The following is a 24,565-nucleotide window of genomic DNA, read 5'->3' as shown; positions in this document are numbered from 1 at the left end:
GTTTATCGCCTGCCCTTCGAAATAATGCGGGCCATCGATAGCGTCGGTAGCACACCGGCGGCAATGGCTCCAAGGAGTGCAATGTAATACGCCATCGGGGCGTTATTGGTCATCGACCACGCCAAATACATGCAGATCATGCCGTAGAAAACGATATCCGAGGTAATGGCGCGGGTGAGCTCATCGCGCGTGCGAAGCGCCAGCAGCACGCCGCACCACGTGGCGATACCCATGATGAATACGCAAACAAATACGACCCAGCCGAACGGGGACAATGTGGCAAAGTCAATCATCGCTCGGTCTCCTTTCTGCGTTGTACGTTGCGGGCGCGGCGCTTTGGCTTTTCGACGTCCGCTTCGCTTTCTGAAAGCGGAGTGTCCTCCGCCCGAGCCAAGTCAGGCGAGCGCATATAACGACCGACGGACTCGAGCGGATACTCGTAGAAAGCCTCATCCAATTCCGTAGTCTCCCCTTGACCCGGGACGCCGTAATCGATGTCCTTAACCCGCGGGGCGAGGCGCTGTTCCATATCAGCAAGATCAGCGACGATTCCCGCTGGGTCGGATCCTTGCACGGCCTGTACCAGCACGATGCGCGGCAGCCCCTTGCGGGGCGGTTCACGCAAACCGAGCGAGAGCGTGCCCGGGGTTGCGGTAATGGAAGACGTAAACCAGAAGATCTCCCAGGCGCTAGTCACGCGCAGTGGGTAACGAATGATAACTGGGTTATATTCGTTATCCGGTTTGAAGGCCGCCAGTGCCAAGCTAATGCCGGCGACGAAAATCTCCTTGATGAGCCACAATGCATACACAATTGCGTTCATTTAACGGCCCTCCTGGATTTCATCGATAGTGGGAACGGCAATCGGCTCGTCGCCCAAGACGGTTTCAGTATATGCGTTAGTGTCCAAAAGCTGCTCCGCTGCAGCATCCACGACATCGAGGACGATGCCGGAGAAGATGAACATGCACAGCGAACCAAGGATGAGAGCGGCGGATGGGGCCATGAGCTTTTTGCGGATGACCAGTTCATCCGGAACCTTGTCTTCCGGCAGTCCCTTGCCCCAAAAGACCTTGCGCCACACGCGCAGCATAGCCAAGAAGGCAGCGAAGGAAGCGATGATGATGGCCGCGATAGCAATCCAGGCCCAAGCACCGCCCACGCGGGCAACCTCGAAGACGATCATCAGCTTGCCCCACATTCCCGAGAACGGTGGGAAGCCCACGACGGAGAATGCACCGGCAGCGAAAATCCACGCGATGATGGGGTCGCGGCGAGCAAGGCCGGAAAGCTTGCTGAGCAAGCCAGTGCCGTAGGTCTCCTCAATGGCACCAGAGGCCAAAATCAGCGAACCAACGGTCAGCATGTGGTGAATCGTGTACATGATGCCGGCTGCCAGTGCGCGACGTGGGTCATCAGAGGTAAACGCAAGCATGACCAAAATGAAGGGCATGCCGTTGAGCATCTGGTAGCCGAGGACGCGGCGGATGGAATTTTCCGCTAGGCCGCCAAAGGCGCCGATCATCATGGAGATAATCATGATGACGATGATCAGCACATTCCAGCGCTGCTCCAGATCGAATAGCTGCACGTAGAGGCGGTAGAGCATGTAGACGGCCACTTTGGTGTGCAGGCCGGAAAACAGGCCCATCACCGCGGCCGAGGTCCCTGGGTAGGTGCGTGGCAGCCACGACTGCACGGGGAACACGCCGGCCTTGGCGGTAATCGCAATGAGGATCAAGCCTGCTGCCACGGTCACCGGCCCATTGCCTGCCGCTGCGCCCTTCAGCGCGCCCAGGTTAACCGCACCGGTAACCGAATACATATAACCCACGCCAACAACCAACAAGGTGGAGGCGAAAAGGTTAACCAAGACGAAGGCACGGCCGGCTGCCAAGCGCGACCACGTACCAGACATGGTGATAAGGCCATAAGACGGCAAAAGCATGACCTCAATAAAGACGAAGAAGTTAAAGAGGTCGGCGGTGAGCAATGCGCCGCACACACCAGTGATCAAGATCAGGGTGAGCGAAGGATAGTAGCGAGACTTAGTCTCTCCGCCCACAATGGCAAACCAGTTGGCACCAAACGCGACGATCATCGTAGTAATGATCATCAACGCGGAGAAGGCATCCGCCGCAAACGGAATACCCACATTGCCTTGATACAGGCCAACGGTATGGGCTACTACCCCATTGTTCATGGTGTAGATGAGCAGACCCAAGCCGGCGAAAATTCCAACGCCCGGGATGATAAGCATGATGGAATCGCGTACCGCACGCCACGGTGCCAGCAATGCGAAGGCCGCTGCAATCAGCGGGACCGCTGGAAATAGCGGAAGGAGTTGAGCTACAGCATCAGCCATTATTTGTCATCCTCCTTCTGTTGAGTTGCCCCGCGTTCTGCAACGGGAGTGTTGTGGTCCACCTGACCAATTCGGTCAAGCTGATTGGTGGACTCTTCCAAAATTTGGCGATTCTGGGCATCTCGACCCAAGGTCGAAAAGGCATGGTCGATGGTGTTGTCATCAACCGGCTCCACCACGTCGGTGTCGTCGTTCTTGCCCATGGCCGCCATCGTCAACAAGATGGTCGAGGTTGCCATGGAAATAACAACGGCGGTCAGCACGAAGGCCTGCGGCAGCGGGTCGGCCATCTGATCGTGCGGAACCTGGGATGGGAAGGACTCTCCGCGGTAGGAATACACGCCCGTAGCCAGCAGCATCAGGTTGGCACCGTGGCCAAAGGCCATCATGCCCAACACGATGCGTACCAGGCCGCGCTGCTGGATGAGATAGACAGCACTGCCGATGAGCAAAGCAATAGTCAATGCAAGGAGCATTACTTCTCCCCTCCCCGGTTAGCCGCGGAGCGCTTATTCTTCCTCTTCGTCTTTGCTTCCGAAGGCGTCAGCAAGGCCAACGGATCGGTCGAAGGGTTGATCGGGTCTGGGTACGGATCGTCGACATCCTCGAGCGAAATGCGCGGAGTCGTAGGCAGCGCGGAATCATCATCATGGACCCATGGCAAGAAGTCGCGCTCAGTACCTGGGCGCAAATAGCCGCCCAAAGCGTTAATCGCCATGGTCAACATGCCCAGCACCGCTAGGTAGATGCCCAAGTCGAAGATGAGCGAGGTGGTCCAGTGTTGGCCAAAGGCTTCGGCATGGATGGCAGCCAGGAAGCCACCATTGCCAATGCCGTGGTGCAAGTAGCCCACAAAGCCGGCGATCAAGGCGGTGATGATGCCGATACCGGTCAGGTGAATCGGAGTCATGCGGCCGAAGACGATTTCATCGGAGCCACGGGACAGATAGATAAGCCCGATTGCCGCGCCCATGATCAGCGCTGCGGGGAAGCCGCCGCCGGAGGCATTGTGCCCGCGGAAGAAAACGATGACGGACATAATGACCAACAGCGGGATAACCACGTGCACGCCCTTGCGCAATGGCACGGAGTTCAGCTGGGACTGGCCAAACGGCGCTGGGCGTGTACCCGACTTGAACGGGAATCGCGGCAACGTCGTGGTGATGGCTGCAATAACCACCGCAGCCATGCCCAGTACGGAAAGCTCGCCCAAGGTATCGAGTGCACGGAACTCCACGATGATAGTAGCGACAACGTTGTCGCCGCCGGTGATGTCCGGAGCATTGTCCAGGTACCACATGGCCAAATCGGAGCGCTCGTGTCGACCCATGAGTCCCCACACACCTAGGAACGCAGCCACGCCGGCCAAGACCGCAATGACGATGGAGCCGGTCTTGCGGGATTTGTTCTTCACCGGATGGAAGGTTTCTGGCAGGTAGCGCAGCACCATCATCATGACGATGACGGACAGGGCCTCCACCATAAACTGGGTCAGCGCCACGTCAGGTGCGCCCAGCAGGAACATCTGCAGGGTCACGCCCGAGCCGGCAATGCCAATCATGATGGCACCGGTCAAACGATTCTGGGTGCGAACCAGTCCAAACATCGCCAGGGCGATGATGCCCAGTGGCAGCAGGTCCCATGGGTTATCCAGGCCAGCCACCCGTGGCTGCAGTGCTACCCCGTCGACGCCATCGCGAATGAGGGTGGTAGCTGCCAGCACGATAATCAAAATGACAATCGGCACCATATGGCGGGATGGATTATGCGAATCGGACATCTTGCCCAGGACGCGCCCCAACTGGGAGCAACCCTTCATCAGTGAATACAGCAAATCATTGCCGCTGCGCGGCATGAACTCGTGGGCTTCAAAGCTTGCCCACATCTTCTTGCGGGCAAAGATACCGGCAATACCGACGATGAGGACCACTAGCGAGATAAGGAAAGGAACGTTGAGCCCGTGCCAGAGGGCAAGGTGCGAATGATGCTCCAATCCCACGGCAGCCACTGCATCATCAATCGGGGCATCAAAGAGCCCGAGCACAAATACCAGCGGCAGGGACATAAAGCCCGGCAAAGCGGCGGGCAGCCAGAGCGACACTGGGGCTTCATGGACATGTCCCATGTCGCGAGGTCCGTCAAAGAAGGCGCCGAAGACAATCTTTGCGGAGTAAGTAAAGGTGAAAAAGGCACCGATGCCAGCAACGATGAGCAGGACTACCTGGCCCGCGCCGCCAATCGGGGCGTCCTCAAACGCCGTGAGCATTCCCTCTTTGGACACAAAGCCCAGAAGCGGTGGCACCGCAGCCATCGAGGCCGCACCAATTACTACGGAGCCAAATGTCCACGGCATCTTATTCCACAGTGGTCCTAGGCGGCGAATATCGCGCGACCCAGCCTCATGGTCGATGACGCCAATGAGCATAAACAGAGAGGACTTAAACAGCGCGTGCGCCAGAGTGTGGACCAACGCTGCAGCGATAGCGAACGGGGTACCCACGCCAATGGTGGCAACAATCCAGCCCAGATGGGAGACGGTGGAATAGGCCGTAAGCTTTTTCAGATCCGTCTTCTGCACTGCAAATACCGCGGACATCACCGCGGTGCCCATGCCTACGACGATGAGCAACCAATTCCACACCGCCACATCGTGGAAGATAGTGGAAAAACGAATAAGCAGGTACACACCGGCCTTGACCACCGCTGCTGCGTGAAGGAAGGCCGATACCGGGGTGGCGGCGGCCATAGCCTCTGGCAACCAGAAATGGAATGGGAACTGTGCCGCCTTAGTAAAGGCGGACGCCGCAATCAACACGGCTACGGCTGCCGTTATCCCTGGGCGTTCCGTCCATACAGGGGACGCCAAGATATCAGAAATGGTAGTCGATCCGGTCACCGTCGCGGCAATACCCAAGCCGGTCAGCAGGGTCAATCCACCAATAAAGGTCAGGATCAGTGTGCGCTGCGAACCAGCCTCGCCGCCTGAACCGGAGCGAGCAATCAACATAAACGAAGCCAAGGAGACTAGCTCCCAGGCAAAGAACAAAACCACCACGTCGTTGGCCAGAACCAGCAACAAGATGGACAGCGTGAACGCTGTCATCAAGGTATAAAAGCTGGTGTTGCCCTCATTCTTGGGCAAATAGGCCGCCGAATACGTGAAAACGACGGCGCCAATGACCAGCGCCAACATAGCGAAGAAGATGCTCAACGCGTCCCCGCGGAGAGCAAAACTTACGTCGACGCCTGGTGCGATGAAATCACGCACCCAAGTGGCGTGGAAACTTAATTCCTCCCCGGCTGCAATGGCAGGAAATTCCTTGGCGATGAGGACCGCTGCAATAAGAAAAAGGCCAGCTAGTGGATAGCCTGCCTTTCGGTCAATAACCTTCACGGTTACCGGTGCCAAGATCACTGCCAGCGCCGCGAGGAGGACTGCATAAAGTAGCGTCACGAAATACTTGCCTCACGAACCTTGGTCTAGGTTTAATGCGAATTTCGCATTAAATACAGCCCTTTCAGGCTACCATTCCCGCCAAGGTCAAACCACATTGCAGCATTCCCCTACGCTACGTAAAAGGCAAGCACAACCGCCACAATTACGCTCGCAGGCAGAGAATTCACAGGCGCTCAGCAGGACTTATTCCCGCGCCAATTGCATAGGACTTTTTGTATAGTCTGCGAACCGACAGCGAGATGAGAGCGAAAAGAATTCGCGAGATTGTTGCACGCTATCACTCGCCCATGAAAACAAAGGACTCCCCCAGCACACCGTGGCGCACGTACGTGACACCCGATATGCAGGGGGAGTTGCAAGGTTGGCTGCTATTTCTCACCCAACAGAGCGTCGACGAAGCCTTCAACTTCGAATGGCGCGAGATCATCGGCGCCTTCGCCCAAGCCCACAAGCTTGACTGGAACACCCAATTCTTCTTGTACCTGGAAGACGATTCCGCCCTTAGCGGTGCCATCCAGCTTGGTGAGAACCACACCGGTGATATCTACTACCTCGCGGAAGATTCGTGCCTGCGTAAGGCCATTCTGCCCCACCGTGGCATCCAATACCAGCAGGACCTCGTCCACATCGGTCTTCTTTTCTACCACGCGCTTGACCTTGCCTAGCTGGTCCATCAAGTCCGTGGAGGTATGGAGGCGGCCTGCGGTGTCGACCAAGACCACATCTACTTGCTGTTCCACGCCGGTTGCTACCGCATCGAAGGCCACCGATGCTGGGTCAGCGCCTTCCTTGCCGCGCACGGTATCGGCGCCAACTCGACGGCCCCACGTCTCAAGCTGATCAGCGGCCGCAGCTCGGAAAGTGTCGGCCGCGCCCAAAAGGACCTTATGGCCCATGGCTACTAGCACGCGAGCAAGCTTGCCGGTGGTTGTGGTCTTGCCGGTGCCATTGACACCGACGACCATTACGATTGCTGGCTTGCCCTCATTCGGCATGGCCTTAATGGAGCGATCCATCTCTGGGTGGCCTGCTTCAATCAGGCATTCGCGCAGCATGGCACGGGCTTCATCCTCGCTGGAAACGCCGCGCTCTGCAATCTTCTCGCGCAGGGAGTCAGTCACCTTCATCGTGGACTTGGTGCCCAGATCCGCCATGATGAGCGTGTCTTCGACTTCCTCCCAGGCTTCGTCGTCCAAATCGCCTGCAGACAAAATTCCCATGAGCCCTTGGCCGATGGCATTTTGCGAGCGCGAAAGGCGCCCGCGCAAACGGCCAAGACGCCCACCGGCGGGTGCGATATCATCCTGCGGAGCTGGTGCTGGGGCAGGTTCGCCTGTTGGAACTTCGGTCTGTTCCTTGGCGGCTTCGGCTGCACCGGTTTGTGCCTCGGCAGCAGCTGCGGCTTCTTCGGCTTCCTCGCGGTCGTCCAGCCGCTCCTCGATGTCTTCCGCATCATTGTCTTCAACAACCTCGTCGAAGACTGGGGATTCCTCTTCTACCTCGGCATTTTCCACGGAGACAACGTCTTCCGGCTCTTTTGCCTTTTCGGCAGCTGCAGGCTCTTCCGGCGTGGGTGCAGCTTCTGGCTGTCCAGCCGCTTCCGGGGCACGGTCTGGGTGCGATTCTTCGCTTTCCGACGCCCCAGCTGCCGCACCCGCTACGCCTGCCGCGCCTGCAGTCGTCGCCGCGGCCGCAGCGCCAGTTCCCTTAGACTGTGGTTTGTCTATCTTCTCAGCGGAAGATTCTGCCGCTAGCTTCTTCTCCTCCGCTGGCGCTTGGGCCTGGGCCTGCTTAGTGGGCTCTGCCGGCTTGTCGGTCTTCGCCGGCTTCCCCTGCTGAGGTGCCGGCTTGGTTTCTGGTTCCTCTGCCACCGACTTGTCTGCCATAGGCTTGTCGGCCACGGGCTTGTTTGCCGCGGCATCAGTCGTGGGCTGAGCAGACTGTGGCTTATCAGCCTGCGGCTTAGCCTGTGCCTGCGGCTTTTCCTTAGACTGTGAGGTCTTGCCGCTGAGCTGCTCGTTGGCGATGTCTGTAGCATTCGGCTCTGTCTTCGCTGCCTGCTGTGACTGAGCGTGTTTTTCTGGGGCAGGCTTGTTCGCGCCGGGTTTGTCCGCCTGAACCGGGGCTTTCTGCGCTTCCTTAGCGCCGCCAGCAGGAGCGAAGTTAAAGCCGGACTTGGCTTGATAGTTGCCGGACTTTTGCTCCTGGGTCAGCTGCTTCGGTTCTTCCTCAGCAGGCTTATCAAAGGACACCTTCTTGGCGTCGCCGCGCTTTTTGCCGATTACCACGAGAAGAATAATCAGCACGATGACGACGATCGCAATGCCGATCCATAACCATAAAGAATTCATGCCTCTATAGTGCCAGTCTTCTCAGCTCGCGGCACGCCAAACCCCCTCCTATAGCGGAAGGAATTCTGCGGGAAGTCGACGAGCCCAGGCTACTTCCCCGCCTCCTCACCACGGGGAGCATCTACGCCCAAGCGAGTGGCATCCTCACTGGCTTGCTCCGTTCCAGGGGCGCTGCCTGCGGGATTCATGCGCTGCGAAATCACGCGAGTAACACCATCGCCGCGCATGGTTACGCCATAGAGGACGTTGGCGACATCCATCGTCGGCTTTTGGTGCGTAATGACGATGAGCTGCGAGTCTTTCCGCAGCTCCTCGAAGAGGGCAATGAGGCGGCGCAGGTTGACGTCATCAAGCGCTGCCTCAACCTCGTCCATGACATAGAACGGGCTGGGGCGGGCGCGGAAGATAGCTACCAGCATCGCAAGGGCAGTAAGCGACTTCTCGCCACCAGATAGCAAGGACAGGCGCTTGACCTTCTTGCCCGGTGGGCGCGCTTCCACCTCGATGCCGGTGGTGAGCATGTCCTCCGGCTCTGTGAGGATGAGGCGCCCCTCGCCACCGGGGAAAAGGGTCTGGAAAACCTTTGGAAATTCTGCTTCGACGTCGTGCCACGCATCGGTAAACAGCTGCAAAATCTGCGCGTCTACATCTTCGATAACACCCGCAAGATCCTTGCGGGCTTGGATGACATCCTCCAACTGAGTGGAAAGGAAGGAATAGCGCTCCTCCAAAGCCTTGTATTCTTCCAGCGCGAGCGGATTGACCTTGCCTAGTGAATTGAGGTCCTTTTCTGCTTGCTTCAAGCGCGCGTTTTCCGCCCCGCGGTCGAAATCTTCGCCTGGAGTGTAGTCCTGCAAGAGATCCGAAATCGCAATGCCCAGCTGTTCCACAATCTTGGCTTCCGCTTCGTCCACACGCACCTGCGCTTGGGAGCGAGCAATTTCCGAGTCATGGGCGCGGTTGGTCAGCCGGTCCAGCTGCTGCCGCGCGGCCGAGACGTGTTGCTTGACCTGCTGTAGCTGCGAGTTGAGGGAGGTGCGCTGCGCAAAGTAGTCATCGCGCTCAGAGGTAGCGCGCTCAAGCAGCTGCGTGGCGCGCGCGGCCAGATCGCGTGAATGCTTGGCTACCGCACCAGCCAACTCGCCCTGGGCCTTGCGCCGCGCCATGGCCTGCTCGTGGCGGGCTTTGGCTTGGCGTTCATGCTGCGCTTGGCGACGCAACGCCTCACCCTTTCCCGCTACCTGACCCACGTGGTCTTGGGCCGAGCGGGCCGCCACCTGCGCCTCCATTTCCATGGACTTGACCTGCTCTAATGCAGCGGAGGCCTCGTCGCGCTCCACCGAAGAGGGCTCGTCGGGCTGCTCGTCCGCATCGACGCGGGCGAGCCTATCGCGGGCGTCGGCAAGCTGCGTGCGGGCTTCGGTGAGCTTGACCTCGATCTCGGTCGCCCGCGCCGCGGCCTTCTCGTGCTCGTTCTTATTGGCCTCGTACTGCTTAAGCAAGCGCTGGTGATCGCGCTTCCACGCATCAACTTCAGTATCATGCTCGCGCAAGGCAGCCTTCGCCGAGGCTGCAGTCACGCGGGCATCCTCCGCCGCGATCTTCGCGCCCTCGAGCGTGCCGGAGAGTTCTTCCAGCTCCTGCGTGGCGGATTCCAACTGCTCCTCTGCCTCCGCGATGCGAGCGGAAACCTCAACGGTGGATGAGGCACCGGTGCCCACTTCTACCCAACCTTCACCCAGCACCACGCCGGATTCGGTGACGGCACGCAGGCGCGGATCCTCTGCCACCAGCTTTTTCGCCTCCGCGACATCGGAGACGAGTACGACATCCGCAAGGAGGCGGTGCAGCGCGGCAGATACCTCTGGAACCACCGCAATATGGTCGAGCAACCACGAGGTGCCTGCGGGCAATGTCGCATCCACGCGCCAGGAAGTGGCGGGGGCGGCCACGGAGACGTCGATAAGCGCGGAGCGCGTGCCCTTTTCCAAGTCTGCAATGAGCTGGGCAGAAATCTCGCCCGCTTGGGCCTCTGCAAAAGCACCCAACGCGGCAGCTACCGCGGTCTCGTACTTGGTGGTGATGAACTCGGCCAACGGTTGGAACTGCTCGCCTACATCAATCTTTTCCGGCGCAGTCTGAGCCAAGGTATCGATGCGGGAACGCAAGGTATAGACGGTGCGCTCACGTTCGCGTTGCTCGTCGCGAAGCTGCTCCAAACGCTTATCGGCTGCACCCGATTCACTGGCCGCCCGCACATGGGCTTCCTCGAGCGGCTCACGCTCGCCGGCCAAAGACTGCAGCTTATCCGCCACCTCATCGGCTTCTGCCTGGGCGGCTTGGGTGCGCTGCTTGGTAGAAGTCAGGGTCTCCTCTTGGCGCACCAGCTCCTCTTCGGCCGAAGTAACCTGGCCTGCCGCCTTTTCCTCTGCGGCGATGAGGCGGACGACGCCCTCGCGCCTATCCGCAATGGCACGCAGCTGCGCCATGTGCTCGCGCTCAGCGGCCTCGAATGCCTCACGGCGCTCTGCTACCTCTTCGCGGATAGCCTCCAGGCGTTCCGCAGCCTCCTCCGCTGCGGCGAGAAGCTCTGCATGTTCTTCGTCCGCGCGGGCAGCCCGTGCCTCTAGGTCATCCGGATCCTGGCCAGAATAGGCCACCTGTGCGCCGGCATTGGCCGCTCGTTCCTCCGCGATACGCAGGGTCGCGGAAATGCGCTCGGAAAGTGTGGACAGATCGAACCACAGTTTTTGGGCAGCATCCGCCTTGGGGTTTACCTCCTCTAGCTGGGCTTCCACTTCTAGCTGCGAACCTGTTGCTTCTTCCAGCTGCGCGGTAACTTCTTCTACCTGCTCGGCTAAGACCTCTGCCGCGCGCTCGGCCTCCTGGAACTTGCTGCGCAGGCGCACCACCCTATCTCCTGCCAGCCGCAGGCGGGCGTCGCGCAGATCAGCCTGCACAGTGGCGGCGCGCTGCGCGGCCTCAGCCTGGCGGGCCAAAGGCTTGAGCTGCTTTCCCAACTCATCAGTAAGGTCCTGCAAGCGATCCAAATTGGCCTGCATGCCGGTGAGCTTGCGCTGCGCTTTTTCCTTGCGGCGGCGGTGCTTGAGTACACCCGCGGCTTCTTCGATATACGAGCGCCGATCCTCAGGCCGCGATTCTAGGATCTCAGAAAGCTTGCCTTGGCCAACGATGATGTGCATCTCGCGGCCAATACCGGAATCAGATAGCAGCTCCTGAATATCCATCAGGCGCGCTTTGGAGCCATTGATTTCGTATTCGCTGGCACCATCACGGAACATGCGGCGGGTGACCGACACTTCCGAGTATTCGATCGGCAGCGCACCGTCCGCATTATCGATGGTGAGGGTGACCTCGGCGCGCCCCAGAGCCTTGCGGTCGCCGGCGCCGGCGAAGATGACGTCCTGCATCTTTCCGCCGCGCAGCGTCTTGGCGCTTCCCTCACCCATAACCCAGGCCAGGGCGTCCACCACATTGGACTTGCCGGAGCCATTCGGTCCGACGACGGCGCAAATTCCGGGCTCGAATTTCAGAGACGTCGCCGACGCGAATGATTTGAAGCCTTTCAGCGTCAGCGATTTCAGGTGCATTTGGGTAAGTTTAGCAAGCCTTGAACGCAGCTGCCCAGCCGAGCCTAGAGGCTCGCTTCGGCGGGCTTGTGCTGCGAGTTAACGTTCGATGAAGCCAGATTCGCCCTTAGGGGAAGCCCATTGTTCGACAACCAGATCCACCGTTCCCGGGCGGTGGGTCGTACTCGGCTGCTCATTGAGGAGGCCCAGCAAGTCCTCGCATTTCTCCCGCGGGCCTTCCGCTACCACCTGCACCCGGCCATCTCTCAGATTGGTGGCATGCCCGCTCAAACCGAGCTCCAAGGCCCGGGAGCGCGTCCACCAACGAAAGCCCACTCCTTGGACGTGCCCATGGACAAAAGCGGTCATTCTCTCCAGTGCCATGCGGCCTCCCAAATTTCTAATAGCGGTCGTGGTGTCCCTTATCGCGCAATACGCGGCGATCCTCTTCGCTGCGGCGAGTAACGGGATCGGATCCGTCCCAGCACTCTACGCCCTTCAGTTCCGGCATCATATCGCGGTGGAATACCGGGTCAATGCCGTGGCTGCGCTGTTCGTTGTAATTCTTGAGCAGCTTAATCGCCACACCGGATAGCGGCACGATGGCGATGATATTGAGGATCACCATGGTTGCCGCACCGGTATCGGCCAACGCAAAGACCAGCGGCAGAGAGCCCACTGCGCCAAACCAAACGAAGAAGAGAACGACGAGGCGGAAAATCACCAACGCAGGCTTGCTCTGGGTGAGGTATTCCAGGTTAGATTCCGCCAAGTAGTAATTGCCCAGGATGGAGGAGAAAGCCAGGAAGAAGAGGATGAAGCTAACGAAGTGGATGCCCCAGTCGCCCACCTCAGAAGACAGTGCCGCCTGAGTCAAGGAGACGCCTTCTGCTTCGGCGCCGTAGGCAATCTCTGGTCCCAGCAGGATGATAAAGGCGGTGATGGTACACACCACCAAAGTGTCAAAGTACACGCCGAGGGTTTGAACCAAACCCTGCTTGACCGGGTGGGACACTGCCGCGGTAGCGGCTGCGTTCGGAGCAGAGCCCTCACCAGCTTCGTTGGAGAACAGTCCGCGCTGAATACCCTTCATCATGGCCGCACCGAGACCGGCGCCAGCGATTTCCTTTATACCCAGAGCGTGGCCGACAATATCGCCAACCATTCCCGGCACCTTGTCAAAGTTCGTGATGACTACAAAACCGCCGACAAGCAGGTAGGCCACCGCCATAAACGGCACGATGATCTGGGTGATATTGGCAATGCGGTTGACGCCGCCAAAGATGATGAGGCCCGCAACCACGGCGATAACAACACCGATGATGGCACGGAACATGGTGTCATCGCGGTCAAAAGAGAAGGACACCGCATCTGCAATGGCGTTGGTCTGGAAGGCGTTGTAGACCAAACCAAAGGTAAAAGCGATAGCGATGGAGAAAAGAACGCCAAGCGGGCCCCAGCCCAAACCGCGCTTCATGTAGTACGCAGGGCCACCACGGTAACCATCACCATCGCGTACCTTCCACAGCTGCGCCAGGGTGGATTCGATGAATGCAGTTGCACCACCAAGGATGGCGATGAGCCACATCCAAAAGACTGCACCTGGGCCGCCCACGGAAATGGCCACAGCCACGCCGGCCACGTTGCCGGTGCCAACGCGGGAGGCGGCCGAGATAGTAAAGGCCTTGAAAGCAGAGATGCCGCCATAGTCCTCATCCTCATCGCGGCCCTCCCCCTTTGGCCGCTCGACGACCGCGCAGAACATATCCGGCACCATGCGCACCTGCACCAAAGCGGTACGGATGCCGAAGAATAGGCCCGCAGCGATGAGCAGCCAGGGCAGAATCCACGACCAGACGCCGTCATTAAATGTCGTTACGACATTTTCAAGAAAATCCATGCAGAATAATTTACTGCCTTGAGGTTCACAACGTGAACCCCATGCGCCATAACTTATTGGCAATGGGGGCAGAAATGGGTGGAACGCCCTGAAATTACGCAGCGCTCCAAGGGCGTTCCGCAGCGCTGACAGGGCTGGCCAGCCCGCCCATACGCGGCCAGGGAACGCGAGAAGTATCCCGATTCACCATTCACGTTGACATACAAGGAATCAAAGCTCGTGCCACCCACTTTTAGGGCGGCGGCCATGACGTCTTGGGCCGCTTCGAGCAGGGCTACGGCATCCTTTTGGCGCAACGTCGATGCCCTTTTGCGGGGCGGAATCTGTGCCGCCCACAGGGATTCATCGGCATAGATATTGCCGATTCCAGAAGCCAAGGTTTGATCCAATAGTGCAGTCTTTACTGCAGTCTTCTTGGCCCGCAAGCGCCGCGCGGTAGCCACAATGTCGAAGTCTGGTTCCAACGGGTCAATGCCAATGTGCGAGATCTTCGCCCACGGTGCATAGAGCCAATAGCCAAAGGTGCGCTGGTCCACAAAGCTAAGCTCTACCCCACCGCTTAGCTGAGCGCTAATGCGCAGATGCGGCGAATCGGTCGTACCGATTCGAACCTGACCCGACATACCTAAGTGGATGAAAAGGACGTCGCGGTGAGGATCCATGGAATCTTCGCCCACAAATTCCAGCCACATGAACTTTCCCCGCCGAGCCACAGCGGCGATCTCTTTGCCTTTTAGGAGACCGGAAAGTGGCTCATCTTGGCCACGGTTGGCACGCGGGTGCAGGACGTGCACAGACTCAAAAGTCCGCCCCACCACATGGGGCTCAAGACCCCGGCGGACGGACTCGACTTCCGGCAGTTCCGGCATGCTTAGCCTTCTTTATGCGCAGTGCCCTGCACCAAGAGAGGAGTCTCGCGCAAAGTCTGGCAGGCCTCCTGAGCCGCTTGCTGCTCGGCCAGCTTCTTATTATGGCCCACTCCATTGCCCACGGTCAGACCAGCAACGGTAGCTACCGCGTTAAAAGTCTGGTCATGTTCTGGGCCGGTGGAGGTAGCCGAGTAGACCGGCATCGGTGCCTTAAGCTCGGCGCACAGCTCCTGCAACGTGGTCTTCCAATCCAGGTGGCGGCCACTCACGGTCGCATTGTCGATCTTTTCTGCAAATAGGCGCAGGATGACATCTCGCGCAGTTTCGAATCCATGCTCGCGGTAGATAGCGCCAAAGATTGCCTCGGTGGTATCGGCAAGGATGGAATCCTTATCGCGTCCACCAGTGGACTGCTCGCCCTTGCCCAGCAAAATGTGCGGGCCGAGGTTTATCTCACGAGCGATATCCGATAGGCCATAGCGCGAGACGATCGAGGCACGCATCTTGGAAATATCCGATTCCGGACGAGAAGGATAAGTGATGTATAGCTGGGAGGCCACCGACAGGCCCAGCACCGCATCGCCCAAAAACTCTAAGCGCTCGTTATTAGGCAAATGCCCATTCTCATTGGCAAAAGAGCGGTGAGTAAGCGCTAGGCGCAGGTGTTCTGGCTGCAAGTCCACGCCGAGCGATTCCAACAATGGGGTGTGGTCTACTGCAGCAAATTCGGCTGCCAGTGCCTCTTCCCCGGTTAGCTTCTTTTTGCGGCTCATAGGAACTTCTCCAAACCAGCCCAGCGGGGATCGACCTTGTCTTCCTCTTCTTCGCCAGAGATACCGGTGGTCACCCCTTCAGGCGTGTCAATCTCACAGCCGTCCTCACACACCGGCGCGAAGGGAAGGTTGAGGCCTGCCTCATCGATCACGGCCTGCAAAAGGTCCAGCTCATCATCCTCGATCTCCGGAATCTCATCTCCGGAACCTTCATCATCGGCTGCAGGATCATCGCCAGAGACAAAGGAGTCATCGGCGGCAAAGACCTGCGTGACGTGGAGATCCAGCTGCGGGTGCAGTTCCTTCAAGCACCGGGAGCATTCCCCGGTTAGCCGGCCGGATACGTTGGCGTCCACCAAGACACCTGCACCTAGAGGGGTTAAGGTGGCGTCTACGGTGAGCTCTTCGCCCTTCGGAATGGCGATCATCTCGACGCCAATCCTCTCAGGTGCGGGGCCGGTTTGGGTGCGTTGCTCCGGCAGTGCGTCAGCGCCTTGGGCGTTCAACAATTCGCCCACATCGAACTTCAATGGTGATGTCATAACACTAGGTAGTCTACCTTGCCCCGCAAACTCCGCCTAGCGGCCCGCGCAGGCAAACTTTCTGTCAAGAGTCTGTCGTTTAAAGTAAAAGGGCCTATGGCTTTCCGGATTAGCCTTTGCCCAAGCCAATGCCGTCTTTAGTGTGGAGGCATGACTTACCACTTGGCGCTAGCCTCCACGGATCCACGCAGCATCGCACTCGGATTCGCCGTGTTTAGCTGCCTTCCTGCCGCGGTATTAACCATTGCCGGCACGCTCGTGCACGCGACTCCACGGCCGGACCGTTCAGGAATCTATGGCGCTAGTGGGATTCGCCTCTTTACTGCACTCATCTGCAGCATCATTGCTGGTTTGATAGCTGGCACCATCCTGGTATTGCCCACTGGCATGGACCTTTCGGTGCTCACCGGCGCACTCATCTTTTCCCTAAGCGCAGGCGCCATTACCTGGTTTTCTCGGGAGACCATTCCTACGGCGCTTATTTCTGTAGGCACCATGCTGGTTGCCACAGGTGCGCTAGTGAGTATGTGCGCCGTGTGCTTTCCGCAGAACTTTAGTGATAGTTCTTTGACGTCACTGTCTTCCTATTTCTTTACCGCACTCGTTGCATTCCTTTTCCCTGGATTAGTGACCACAATCATTGCAGCATGTATGGCCGTCCAATCCGCCGCGCCTGCGCGTCTCACATCGAGGAAGGAAAGCAGCGCCACGTCCACACACACGCCGTTAACAGCTGCTCCCCATGCACCGAATACGGCAGTGCCCACCACACAGCCTCGCTCCCGCGCAACCTCCTGAACTGCCTGCGCTGGTAGGAAAACATAAAGGCTCTGGTGGGTGGGCAGACGGTGTACGACAAACCGTCTGCCCACCCACCAGAGCCTTTGGCCGTGCCTGATATAAGGGGCTAAACCACCCCTCACCCCTTAAGCTCCTTAGCCCGGGTGCCTCCGGGAAATGAAGCTTAAGGGCAGAAAGAATTTAAAGGTTTAGCGCTCGTTATAGCGACGCTCGTAGGCCTCGCCTTCTGCGTAGCGGGAGCCGCCCGCAACGCCGCCGGCACGTCCCGAGGGCTGGTAGTCGCCGCCGCGGGAACGGACCCCGGCACCGCCGCGCAGTGCAGAGCGGTCGGAGCTTACGGTGCGCAGCAGCCCATTGAGGGTGGTTTCAAATTCGCTTAGCTTGCCGTCTACAAACTCATCGCATTCACTGCGCAGACGGTTGGACTCAGTGTGGGCGGACTCCACGATGCGGTGTGCTTCCTCATCAGCGCGGCGCACAACTTCAGATTCCGAAACCATACGCTCTTGCTCGGCACGGCCTTCTGCCACGGAACGCTCATATTCATCGTTGGCCTGAGCGATGGTGCGGTCTGCTTCCGCGCGGGCCTGTTCCACCATGGACTGAGCGCGAGCTTCAGCATCAGCTACCAACTTGGCGGCATGCTGTTCTGCGTGGGAGACCGTGGCATCCGCCTCCTCGCGAGCATGGCCCACGATGTCATCAGCCTGCGCATTAGCGTCATTGATGGTCTGGTCCGCACGCTCTTCGGCGCCGTGCAGGATTTCATCCTGCTTATCCAAGACATCCTGCGCGTCATCAATCTCAACGGGCAGGGCGTTTCGGAGGTCGTCGAGAAGCGCGAGCATTTCATGGCGCGGAACCATGCAATTAGAGGTCATGGGGAGGCTATGGGCCTCTTCCAAGTGCTGGACTAGTTCATCTAGGGACTCAAAGACACGGTACATGCTGCGAATTTTACATGCCCTCACGTGCCAGACGTGGAGGCCACACACCGAGTGTGTACTGCGGATTTCCCCTCCAGTGCAAACAATCGCCTTCCACCCACCCACTCACACAATCTATGGCGCGTATTTACAGCACAAACTCCCCTTCTCCACTACACAAAGGCAGCACAGAAAGGGAGCTTGAAAGAAGAAGTGAGCAGCTAGATAACGCCCTGTGCCAACATGGCGTCCGCTACCTTCTTGAAGCCAGCAATATTTGCACCGGCAACGTAATCGCCTTCACGGTCATATTCCTTGGCCGTACTATCGATGTTTTTAAAGATATTGGACATGATCGCGTGGAGGCGATCATCGGTGTAATCAAACGACCAAGAGTCGCGGGATGCGTTTTGCTGCATTTCCAGCGCGGAGGTAGCAACGCCACCAGCGTTGGCTGCCTTGCCCGGCGCGAAGTTGATCTTGGATTCTTGGAAGACGTGGACCGCCTCTGGGGTAGACGGCATATTGGCACCTTCGGCTACGTAACGCACGCCGCCGTCAACGAGCTTCTTGGCAGAATCGCCATCGAGCTCATTTTGGGTGGCACACGGCAGAGCTACGTCTGCCTGCACTTCCCAGATATTTCCCCCCTTGTGGAATTCCACGCCGTTTCCAGCTTCTTCGGCGTAGGTGGAAATACGTTCACGGCGGGTTTCCTTGACGTCCTTGAGCAGCTCAATGTCCACGCCGTTAGGGGTGGTGATGTAGCCGGAGGAATCGGACATGGCCACTACAGTAGCGCCAAGCTCTTGGGCCTTGGCTGCGGCGTAGATGGCCACGTTGCCAGAACCGGAGACGATAACCTTGGCGCCGTCGAAAGACTCGCCGTGCGTCTTCATCATCTCATTGGTGAGGTAGACCGTGCCAAAGCCCGTGGCCTCAGTACGAACCAGGGAGCCACCCCAGGTCAATCCCTTGCCGGTGAGGACGCCGGATTCGTGCTGCGTGGTCAGTCGGCGGTACTGGCCAAAGAGGAAGCCGATCTCGCGGCCGCCGACGCCGATGTCACCGGCCGGCACGTCGCGGTATTCGCCAATATGGCGGTGCAGCTCCGTCATGAAGGACTGGCAAAAGCGCATGACCTCTACCTCGGACTTGCCCTTGGGATCAAAGTCAGAACCGCCCTTGCCGCCGCCGATGGGCAGGCCGGTCAGGGAGTTTTTGAAAATCTGCTCAAAGCCAAGGAACTTGATGATGCCCAGGTTGACCGAAGGGTGAAAACGCAGTCCACCCTTGTAGGGGCCGAGCGCGGAGTTGAACTGAACGCGGAAGCCGCGGTTGACCTGGATGTCGCCACTATCGTCGATCCATGGCACGCGGAAGATGAGCTGGCGTTCAGGCTCGCACAGGCGCTCCACCAGGCCGTAGTCCGCGTACTGCGGGTCTTTTTCTAGGACAATTTTCAGCGAATCCAGGACCTCAGAAACCGCTTGGTGGAATTCCGGTTCTCCCGCATTGCGCTTGAGCAATTTGTCGTAGTACTCAGAGATTTGGCTATCTACTGACATGGTGTGCATTCCATTCTGTGGGCCTGTAAGAACAGATACCAGTTTCCTATCAAACTACCGATAATGCAAGCAGGTTCAAGGCTTTAGGGAGACATACAACGCCTTTTACCAGCGACAATAAAGTTAAATATTTTCTGTAGACCGTTCGAATCTTAAGTCGCACCGTGCCCCAGCGCGGGCGGGCTTTATAATCACGGGCATGCATATTGTTGTCGCCCCAGACTCATTTAAAGGCACCGCCTCCGCGCCCGAGGCCGCAGCCAGCATTGCTATGGGGGTGCGCCAAGCGCTTCCCGACGCCACGGTGACCACCCTGCCCATGGCCGATGGCGGCGAAGGCACCGCCACTGTCCTTGCACAAGCGGCAGCCTCCGGCGGACAATCCGCCGAGACCATTACCCTGCCCACTACCGACGCCATTGGCCGCTTGACTCAGGCAAGCTATGTTCTCGCCGGAACCACTGCGTTCATTGACGTCGCCTCTGCCACTGGGCTGCCAGCCGTGCAGGACAGCCTTGATCCGCTCCACGCCGATTCCTATGGCACCGGCGTGCTGATCGCGGACGCAGAAACACGTGGCGCTACCTCGATCGTGCTGGGATTAGGCGGCACCGCCAGCATTGACGCCGGGATGGGCATCCTCACCGCACTCGGTGCCGCCGCGCACGACGCCCGCGGCTATGCCCTGCCCAAGGGCGGCGCTCCCCTCGTTCAGCTGGACCACATCGATACCGCGCAGCTCAATATCAAGGCCGGCATGCTTGACTTCACACTGCTGGCAGATACCCGCGCTACCCCAGTGCAAGCGGCAACCATGTACGGCCCCCAAAAGGGAGCGAAAGGCGAACAAGTAGCACTGCTGGCCGGCGCCATGCTCCAAGCATGCGCGGTTACCGGCACCGATGCAGATTCTGCATATTATGGCGCCGCGGGCGGCCTTCCCATTGGCCTGTCCTGGCTCTCGCGCACCCTCTGGGGTTCAGACGAACACGTGCGCGTCCTGTCCGGCGGCACGCACGTGGCCGCTGCACTGGGCCTTCCGGAAAAGATCGCTTCGGCCGATCTCGTCATTACCGGCGAGGGCCGCTTTGATGAACAGTCTCTGACCGGCAAGGCAGTCGGAACCATCACGGATCTTGCCCGGCAAGCCGGAACTCCGGTGGGCATTATCGCCGGCTCCTTCGAGCATGACACCGACGCCTACTGCGCTCCCCTTAGCCAAGAGGGCTCGTTAGCCCAGCAGCTGGCGGCGGCCGCCGGGGACATCGTCAAGCAGCTCTAAGGCCGAATGGACAGCGACCACGGGAAGATGGCGGGCCGCTCATGCGCCAGCTCATCTTCTAGCAATACGTGGTCCTTGGGCAGCACTGCATGCGGGGTGAGAAGGCGCGAGAGCACCATGCCCAGCTGGTTAACCGAGCCACTCACGCCCGCCACCGCGATGTCATAGCGGTGCACGCTCGCGTCCGCAAGGTCGCGGTCCTCATGCTCGTCGCGATAATTTTGCCGCAGCTGCTCTTCCAAGCCCTCTGGAAACTGCGGCGCCTCTGGGCGGGTAACGTCAGCTGAGGAAAGCGAACCGCTCTCCACCAGCTTGTCGGTGGCGGCGGTAAAGATGTCCGCGACGCGCTCTGCTTGCGCGTTGGGAACCAAAACATCAAATTGAATAACCGGCATAGCGCCAACCCTACCCAATCCCTAAGGTGTGAAACCATGTCTGATTCTGCCCGCATCGCCCAGCTCACCACTTCCCAGGAAGCCGATCTGGGGTGGCAGCAGGACTTTTATGAGGACCTGCACCGCCACCCCGAGCTTTCGCATGAAGAGGAGCGCACCGCCAGTCGCATCCGCGCCAAACTCGCCGATTTTGACTGCGAGGTAGTAGAAAACATCGGCGGCTTTGGTATGGTCGCTATCTTCCGCAACGGCGATGGCCCCACTGCTTTGCTGCGTGCGGACTTTGACGGCCTACCCGTGGAAGAGGCCACCGGCGTGTCCTATTCCGCCACTAATGGAAAGATGCACGCCTGCGGGCACGATATGCACACCACGGCGCTGCTGGGTGCCTGCGCGCTTCTCGACGCCTCCCGGAGCACCTGGTCCGGCACCTTCCTCGCTCTTTTCCAACCGGCCGAAGAATCTTCCGTGGGAGCTAAGGACATGTTGGCCGATAACCTCATCGATCGTGTGCCTCGTCCCGATATTTGCCTAGGCCAACACATCATGCCCGGCCGCGCCGGTACTGTACGCCACACCGCAGGCCCCATCATGGCCGGCTGCGATTCCCTACGCATTCGCGTCTTTGGAAAATCGGCCCACGCTTCCATGCCCCATAACTCCATCGACCCCACCTATATCGCGGCCATGATCGTCACCCGCCTCCAAGCTATCGTGGGCCGCGAAGTTGCCCCACACGAGTTCTTTGTCATCTCTGTAGGCGAGCTACACTCGGGCGATAAAAACAACATTATTCCCGAATCCGCCGAGCTCGTGCTCAATACGCGCTACTACGATCCCGCACTCGCGGAAAAGGTCTATGCCTCCCTCGAGCGCATGGTCAAGGCCGAGTGTGTGGCGTCCGGAAGCGAGCAAGACCCGACCTTTGAGTACTACGCTCACGGCGAGGTCACCGATAACGACACCGCAGCCCACGCACCGGTGGCCGAGGTTTTCGATGCCGCCTTCGGCTCCAATTCGGTCATTGCCGCCCCTTCTACCGCCTCTGAGGACTTTTGCTACCTGCCGCAGGCCTGGGGTGTGCCCTATGTTTTCTGGCATATCGGCTGCACCCCGGAAGACGAGTTGCAAGACCCACCGGTCAACCACCAAGCAACCTTCCTGCCGGACTATGCCCCAACCGTCTATGCCTCCACTCGGGCAGCATATGGTGCGGCATTGACCTACTTGGCAAAGCCCTAGGTACCCGGCGCGCCTTTCCCTATTCCTCCCTGCAAGGCGGCGCCAATCCTATTAAGCTGGCAGGCGTTTCGTGACTTCCCACTACCTTAAGGTTTCACATGAGCCAGCCACGGCACTCTGTTTTCGAATCCACCGTTCCCTCCCATGTTCGTGCGGCCTCCGGTGTAAGCCCGCACAGCGCTTCCTACCGCAAGTTCTGGTCGGGCCTATCTGGTGCCGTCATGGAGCAGATTGCCGATAATTGGGAGCGCACCCGTTCCGCCTATGCTGCGACCCGCCAGCAGCACTACTTCTCTGCGGAGTTCCTGCAGGGCCGCGCGCTGCTCAATAACCTCACCAACCTGGGTTTGGTCGACGATGCCAAGGCTGCCGCCACCGCTGCCGACCACGAGCTGAGCGATGTCCTCGAAGCCGAGCACGATGCCGCACTCGGCAACGGTGGCCTCGGCCGCCTTGCTGCCTGCTTCCTCGATTCCGCTGTCACCCAGGACTACCCCGTTACCGGTTATGGCCTACTCTACCGCTACGGACTGTTCCGCCAGTCCTTTGAGAATGGCTTCCAGAAGGAACAGCCTGATGCGTGGATGGAAAACGGCTATGACTTCATCATCCGCCGCGCCTCCGAGCAGCGCCGCGTCCACTTTGATGACATGGACGTGCGCGCCATTCCTTATGACATGCCTATTACTGGCTACGGAACCGATAACGTAGGCACGCTACGCCTGTGGAAGTCCGAGCCCATCGATGAATTCGATTATGATGCCTTCAACTCCCAGCGCTTTACGGAGGCCATTGTCGATCGCGAGCGCGTCATGGATATCTGCCGCGTGCTCTACCCCAACGACACCACCTATGAGGGCAAGGTACTGCGCGTGCGCCAACAGTACTTCTTTGTCTCCGCATCCCTGCAGACCATGGTGGATAACTACATTGCCCAGCACGGCGAGGACCTCACCGGTTTTGCGCAGTACAACTCCATCCAGCTCAATGACACCCACCCAGTGCTCGCCATCCCTGAGCTCCTGCGCATTTTGCTCGATGACCACGGTCTGAGCTGGGATGCGGCGTGGAAGATCGTCACCGAGACCTTCGCCTACACCAACCACACCGTGCTGGCGGAGGCCCTGGAGAGCTGGGAAGTGTCCATCTTCCAAAAGCTGTTCTGGCGCATCTGGCAGTTGGTGGAAGAAATCGACCGCCGCTTCCGCGAAGATATGGCCCACCGCGGCCTGGATCAGGGCCGCATTGACTACATGGCTCCGGTATCCAACGGGCACGTGCACATGGCCTGGATCGCCTGCTACGCCGCCTACTCCATTAACGGTGTCGCCGCCCTGCATACCGAGATCATCAAGGCCGATACGCTGTCCGAATGGTACGAGCTCTGGCCAGAAAAATTCAACAATAAGACCAATGGCGTCACCCCGCGTCGCTGGCTAAAGATGTGCAACCCCCGCTTGGCAGAACTGCTCACCCAGCAGGCTGGTTCCGATGCGTGGGTTACTGACCTCACCCAGCTGGCCAAACTCGCCGATAAGGCCGACGATACCGACCTGCTACGAGAACTGATCGCCATCAAGCGGGCCAATAAGCGCGACTTTGCGCAGTGGGTAAACGACCACCAAGGCGCTGAAATCGACCCCGATTCCATCTTTGACGTGCAGATCAAGCGCCTGCACGAGTACAAGCGCCAGCTGATGAACGCCCTCTACGTCCTCGACCTCTACTTCCGCATCAAGGACGAGGGCGAAACCGTGCCGAAGCGCACTTTCATCTTTGGTGCCAAGGCCGCGCCGGGCTACGACCGCGCCAAAGCGATTATCAAGCTCATCAACACCATCGCAGACCTGGTCAATAACGATCCAGCCACCAAGGACATCATCCGCGTCGTCTTCGTGGAGAATTACAACGTCTCCCCCGCCGAACACATCATCCCGGCCGCTGATATCTCCGAGCAGATTTCTGTGGCTGGCAAGGAAGCCTCCGGCACGTCCAATATGAAGTTCATGATGAATGGTGCACTGACCTTGGGCACCATGGATGGAGCAAACGTAGAAATCGTCGAGGCGGTTGGCGAGGACAACGCTTATATCTTCGGCGCCCGCAATGAAGAGTTGCCGCAGCTGCGCGCCGAGTACAACCCAGGCGAGCTTTACCAGAGCGTGCCAGGCTTGGCCCGCGTACTGGATGCGCTTGTCGACGGCACCCTGGGCTCAGACAATGCCGGTATCTTCGGCGATCTGCGCGCCTCGCTTCTCGACGGCTTCGGGGAGCACGCCCAAGACCAGTACTACGTCCTCGGTGACTTCGCCGACTACCGCGAGACCCGCGACCGCATGGCCGCGGAGTATCAAGAGGACGAGCTTGCGTGGGCAAAGAAGGCGTGGCTAAATATCTGTTATTCCGGTCGTTTCTCCTCGGACCGAACCATCGCGGACTACGCGAACGAGGTGTGGAAGATCCAGCCGACCCCGATTTCCCAGCGCTAAGAAAAGGTCCTACCC

At 59.0% G+C, this 24,565-nt stretch carries 19 protein-coding genes; 4 read left to right on the top strand and 15 right to left on the bottom strand.

The genetic code is table 11. From position 1 onward, the window contains the following. Nucleotides 1-2 precede the first annotated feature (2 nt). The 12 genes from MHK09_RS02590 to MHK09_RS02535 form a co-directional block, all read right to left on the bottom strand. On the bottom strand, nt 3-293 hold the full coding sequence (locus MHK09_RS02590) for a cation:proton antiporter (protein ID WP_005328765.1): 291 nt from the start codon (nt 291-293) through the stop codon (nt 3-5). After that, nucleotides 290-823, bottom strand: a complete 534-nt coding sequence (locus tag MHK09_RS02585) for a monovalent cation/H+ antiporter subunit E (protein WP_005325271.1) — start codon at nt 821-823, stop codon at nt 290-292. Before MHK09_RS02585 ends, MHK09_RS02590 begins: the two co-directional genes overlap by 4 nt. After that, entirely contained in the window at nt 824-2,365 is a 1,542-nt protein-coding gene (locus MHK09_RS02580; RefSeq protein WP_179386667.1) for a monovalent cation/H+ antiporter subunit D family protein, read from the bottom strand. Next, the gene (locus MHK09_RS02575; protein ID WP_250412588.1) at nt 2,365-2,841 is read right to left on the bottom strand and encodes a sodium:proton antiporter; all 477 of its coding nucleotides are present in this window, start codon (nt 2,839-2,841) and stop codon (nt 2,365-2,367) included. The genes MHK09_RS02580 and MHK09_RS02575 overlap by 1 nt, the downstream gene beginning before the upstream one ends. After that, nucleotides 2,841-5,819 carry a DUF4040 family protein gene (locus tag MHK09_RS02570; RefSeq protein WP_250412587.1) on the bottom strand — a complete coding sequence of 993 codons (2,979 nt, stop codon included), beginning with the start codon at nt 5,817-5,819 and terminating at the stop codon, nt 2,841-2,843. The genes MHK09_RS02575 and MHK09_RS02570 overlap by 1 nt, the downstream gene beginning before the upstream one ends. Before the next feature lie 371 nt (nt 5,820-6,190). Beyond that, the gene (gene ftsY, locus MHK09_RS02565; RefSeq protein ID WP_250412586.1) at nt 6,191-8,173 is read right to left on the bottom strand and encodes a signal recognition particle-docking protein FtsY; all 1,983 of its coding nucleotides are present in this window, start codon (nt 8,171-8,173) and stop codon (nt 6,191-6,193) included. 89 nt (nt 8,174-8,262) lie between these two features. Next, the gene (gene smc / locus MHK09_RS02560) at nt 8,263-11,784 is read right to left on the bottom strand and encodes a chromosome segregation protein SMC (protein WP_250412585.1); all 3,522 of its coding nucleotides are present in this window, start codon (nt 11,782-11,784) and stop codon (nt 8,263-8,265) included. A gap of 78 nt (nt 11,785-11,862) precedes the next feature. Further along, nucleotides 11,863-12,147, bottom strand: a complete 285-nt coding sequence (locus tag MHK09_RS02555; protein ID WP_250412584.1) for an acylphosphatase — start codon at nt 12,145-12,147, stop codon at nt 11,863-11,865. Nucleotides 12,148-12,163: 16 nt separating this feature from the next. After that, the gene (locus MHK09_RS02550; protein ID WP_250412583.1) at nt 12,164-13,663 is read right to left on the bottom strand and encodes an alanine/glycine:cation symporter family protein; all 1,500 of its coding nucleotides are present in this window, start codon (nt 13,661-13,663) and stop codon (nt 12,164-12,166) included. 53 nt (nt 13,664-13,716) lie between these two features. Beyond that, nucleotides 13,717-14,532, bottom strand: a complete 816-nt coding sequence (mutM, locus tag MHK09_RS02545; protein WP_250412582.1) for a bifunctional DNA-formamidopyrimidine glycosylase/DNA-(apurinic or apyrimidinic site) lyase — start codon at nt 14,530-14,532, stop codon at nt 13,717-13,719. A 2-nt stretch (nt 14,533-14,534) separates the two neighbouring features. Beyond that, entirely contained in the window at nt 14,535-15,305 is a 771-nt protein-coding gene (rnc, locus tag MHK09_RS02540; protein WP_005328787.1) for a ribonuclease III, read from the bottom strand. Beyond that, nucleotides 15,302-15,847, bottom strand: a complete 546-nt coding sequence (locus tag MHK09_RS02535) for a YceD family protein (RefSeq protein ID WP_204608457.1) — start codon at nt 15,845-15,847, stop codon at nt 15,302-15,304. Before MHK09_RS02535 ends, rnc begins: the two co-directional genes overlap by 4 nt. Before the next feature lie 150 nt (nt 15,848-15,997). On the opposite strand from MHK09_RS02535, the gene MHK09_RS02530 reads away from it, so the two are divergent. Then, a complete protein-coding gene (locus tag MHK09_RS02530; protein ID WP_005328791.1) occupies nt 15,998-16,645 on the top strand; it encodes a hypothetical protein in 648 nt (215 codons plus the stop codon). Between the two features lie 191 nt (nt 16,646-16,836). Here the strand turns inward: MHK09_RS02530 and MHK09_RS02525 are convergent, their stop codons facing one another. Both MHK09_RS02525 and gdhA read right to left on the bottom strand, forming a co-directional pair. Further along, complete coding sequence (locus MHK09_RS02525) at nt 16,837-17,595, bottom strand: DivIVA domain-containing protein (RefSeq protein ID WP_005328793.1); 759 nt, start codon at nt 17,593-17,595, stop codon at nt 16,837-16,839. A 200-nt stretch (nt 17,596-17,795) separates the two neighbouring features. After that, nucleotides 17,796-19,142 carry an NADP-specific glutamate dehydrogenase gene (gene gdhA / locus MHK09_RS02520; RefSeq protein WP_040425289.1) on the bottom strand — a complete coding sequence of 449 codons (1,347 nt, stop codon included), beginning with the start codon at nt 19,140-19,142 and terminating at the stop codon, nt 17,796-17,798. Nucleotides 19,143-19,341: 199 nt separating this feature from the next. Between gdhA and MHK09_RS02515 the strand changes: the two genes are divergently transcribed. Continuing rightward, nucleotides 19,342-20,424 carry a glycerate kinase gene (locus MHK09_RS02515; protein WP_250412581.1) on the top strand — a complete coding sequence of 361 codons (1,083 nt, stop codon included), beginning with the start codon at nt 19,342-19,344 and terminating at the stop codon, nt 20,422-20,424. On the opposite strand, the gene MHK09_RS02510 is transcribed toward MHK09_RS02515, so the two are convergent. Continuing rightward, nucleotides 20,421-20,819: a hypothetical protein gene (locus tag MHK09_RS02510; RefSeq protein WP_005325290.1), complete on the bottom strand. Its 399-nt coding sequence runs from the start codon at nt 20,817-20,819 to the stop codon at nt 20,421-20,423. The two genes, MHK09_RS02515 and MHK09_RS02510, sit on opposite strands and share 4 nt — an antisense overlap. 36 nt (nt 20,820-20,855) lie before the next feature. Here MHK09_RS02510 and MHK09_RS02505 point away from each other — a divergent pair, with 36 nt between their 5' ends. Together MHK09_RS02505 and MHK09_RS02500 are read left to right on the top strand one after the other, a co-directional pair. Continuing rightward, nucleotides 20,856-22,061: an amidohydrolase gene (locus MHK09_RS02505; RefSeq protein ID WP_250412580.1), complete on the top strand. Its 1,206-nt coding sequence runs from the start codon at nt 20,856-20,858 to the stop codon at nt 22,059-22,061. Nucleotides 22,062-22,159: 98 nt separating this feature from the next. Beyond that, nucleotides 22,160-24,550: a glycogen/starch/alpha-glucan phosphorylase gene (locus MHK09_RS02500; protein ID WP_250412579.1), complete on the top strand. Its 2,391-nt coding sequence runs from the start codon at nt 22,160-22,162 to the stop codon at nt 24,548-24,550. Nucleotides 24,551-24,565: the final 15 nt, after the last annotated feature.

The sequence above is a fragment of the Corynebacterium tuberculostearicum genome, from assembly GCF_022347235.1.
Taxonomy (GTDB): Bacteria; Actinomycetota; Actinomycetes; order Mycobacteriales; family Mycobacteriaceae; genus Corynebacterium; species Corynebacterium tuberculostearicum_F.
Note: the sequence above shows the minus strand (reverse complement) of the source record. Positions and strands in the feature narration are given on the sequence as shown.

Coding starts and splice junctions, on each gene's coding strand:
- MHK09_RS02590 (WP_005328765.1), bottom strand. CDS start 293: ATGATTGACTTTGCCACATTGTCCCCGTTCGGCTGGGTCGTATTTGTT.
- MHK09_RS02585 (WP_005325271.1), bottom strand. CDS start 823: ATGAACGCAATTGTGTATGCATTGTGGCTCATCAAGGAGATTTTCGTC.
- MHK09_RS02580 (WP_179386667.1), bottom strand. CDS start 2,365: ATGGCTGATGCTGTAGCTCAACTCCTTCCGCTATTTCCAGCGGTCCCG.
- MHK09_RS02575 (WP_250412588.1), bottom strand. CDS start 2,841: ATGCTCCTTGCATTGACTATTGCTTTGCTCATCGGCAGTGCTGTCTAT.
- ftsY (WP_250412586.1), bottom strand. CDS start 8,173: ATGAATTCTTTATGGTTATGGATCGGCATTGCGATCGTCGTCATCGTG.
- smc (WP_250412585.1), bottom strand. CDS start 11,784: ATGCACCTGAAATCGCTGACGCTGAAAGGCTTCAAATCATTCGCGTCG.
- MHK09_RS02555 (WP_250412584.1), bottom strand. CDS start 12,147: ATGGCACTGGAGAGAATGACCGCTTTTGTCCATGGGCACGTCCAAGGA.
- MHK09_RS02550 (WP_250412583.1), bottom strand. CDS start 13,663: ATGGATTTTCTTGAAAATGTCGTAACGACATTTAATGACGGCGTCTGG.
- mutM (WP_250412582.1), bottom strand. CDS start 14,532: ATGCCGGAACTGCCGGAAGTCGAGTCCGTCCGCCGGGGTCTTGAGCCC.
- rnc (WP_005328787.1), bottom strand. CDS start 15,305: ATGAGCCGCAAAAAGAAGCTAACCGGGGAAGAGGCACTGGCAGCCGAA.
- MHK09_RS02535 (WP_204608457.1), bottom strand. CDS start 15,847: ATGACATCACCATTGAAGTTCGATGTGGGCGAATTGTTGAACGCCCAA.
- MHK09_RS02530 (WP_005328791.1), top strand. CDS start 15,998: ATGACTTACCACTTGGCGCTAGCCTCCACGGATCCACGCAGCATCGCA.
- MHK09_RS02525 (WP_005328793.1), bottom strand. CDS start 17,595: ATGTACCGTGTCTTTGAGTCCCTAGATGAACTAGTCCAGCACTTGGAA.
- gdhA (WP_040425289.1), bottom strand. CDS start 19,142: ATGTCAGTAGATAGCCAAATCTCTGAGTACTACGACAAATTGCTCAAG.
- MHK09_RS02515 (WP_250412581.1), top strand. CDS start 19,342: ATGCATATTGTTGTCGCCCCAGACTCATTTAAAGGCACCGCCTCCGCG.
- MHK09_RS02510 (WP_005325290.1), bottom strand. CDS start 20,819: ATGCCGGTTATTCAATTTGATGTTTTGGTTCCCAACGCGCAAGCAGAG.
- MHK09_RS02505 (WP_250412580.1), top strand. CDS start 20,856: ATGTCTGATTCTGCCCGCATCGCCCAGCTCACCACTTCCCAGGAAGCC.
- MHK09_RS02500 (WP_250412579.1), top strand. CDS start 22,160: ATGAGCCAGCCACGGCACTCTGTTTTCGAATCCACCGTTCCCTCCCAT.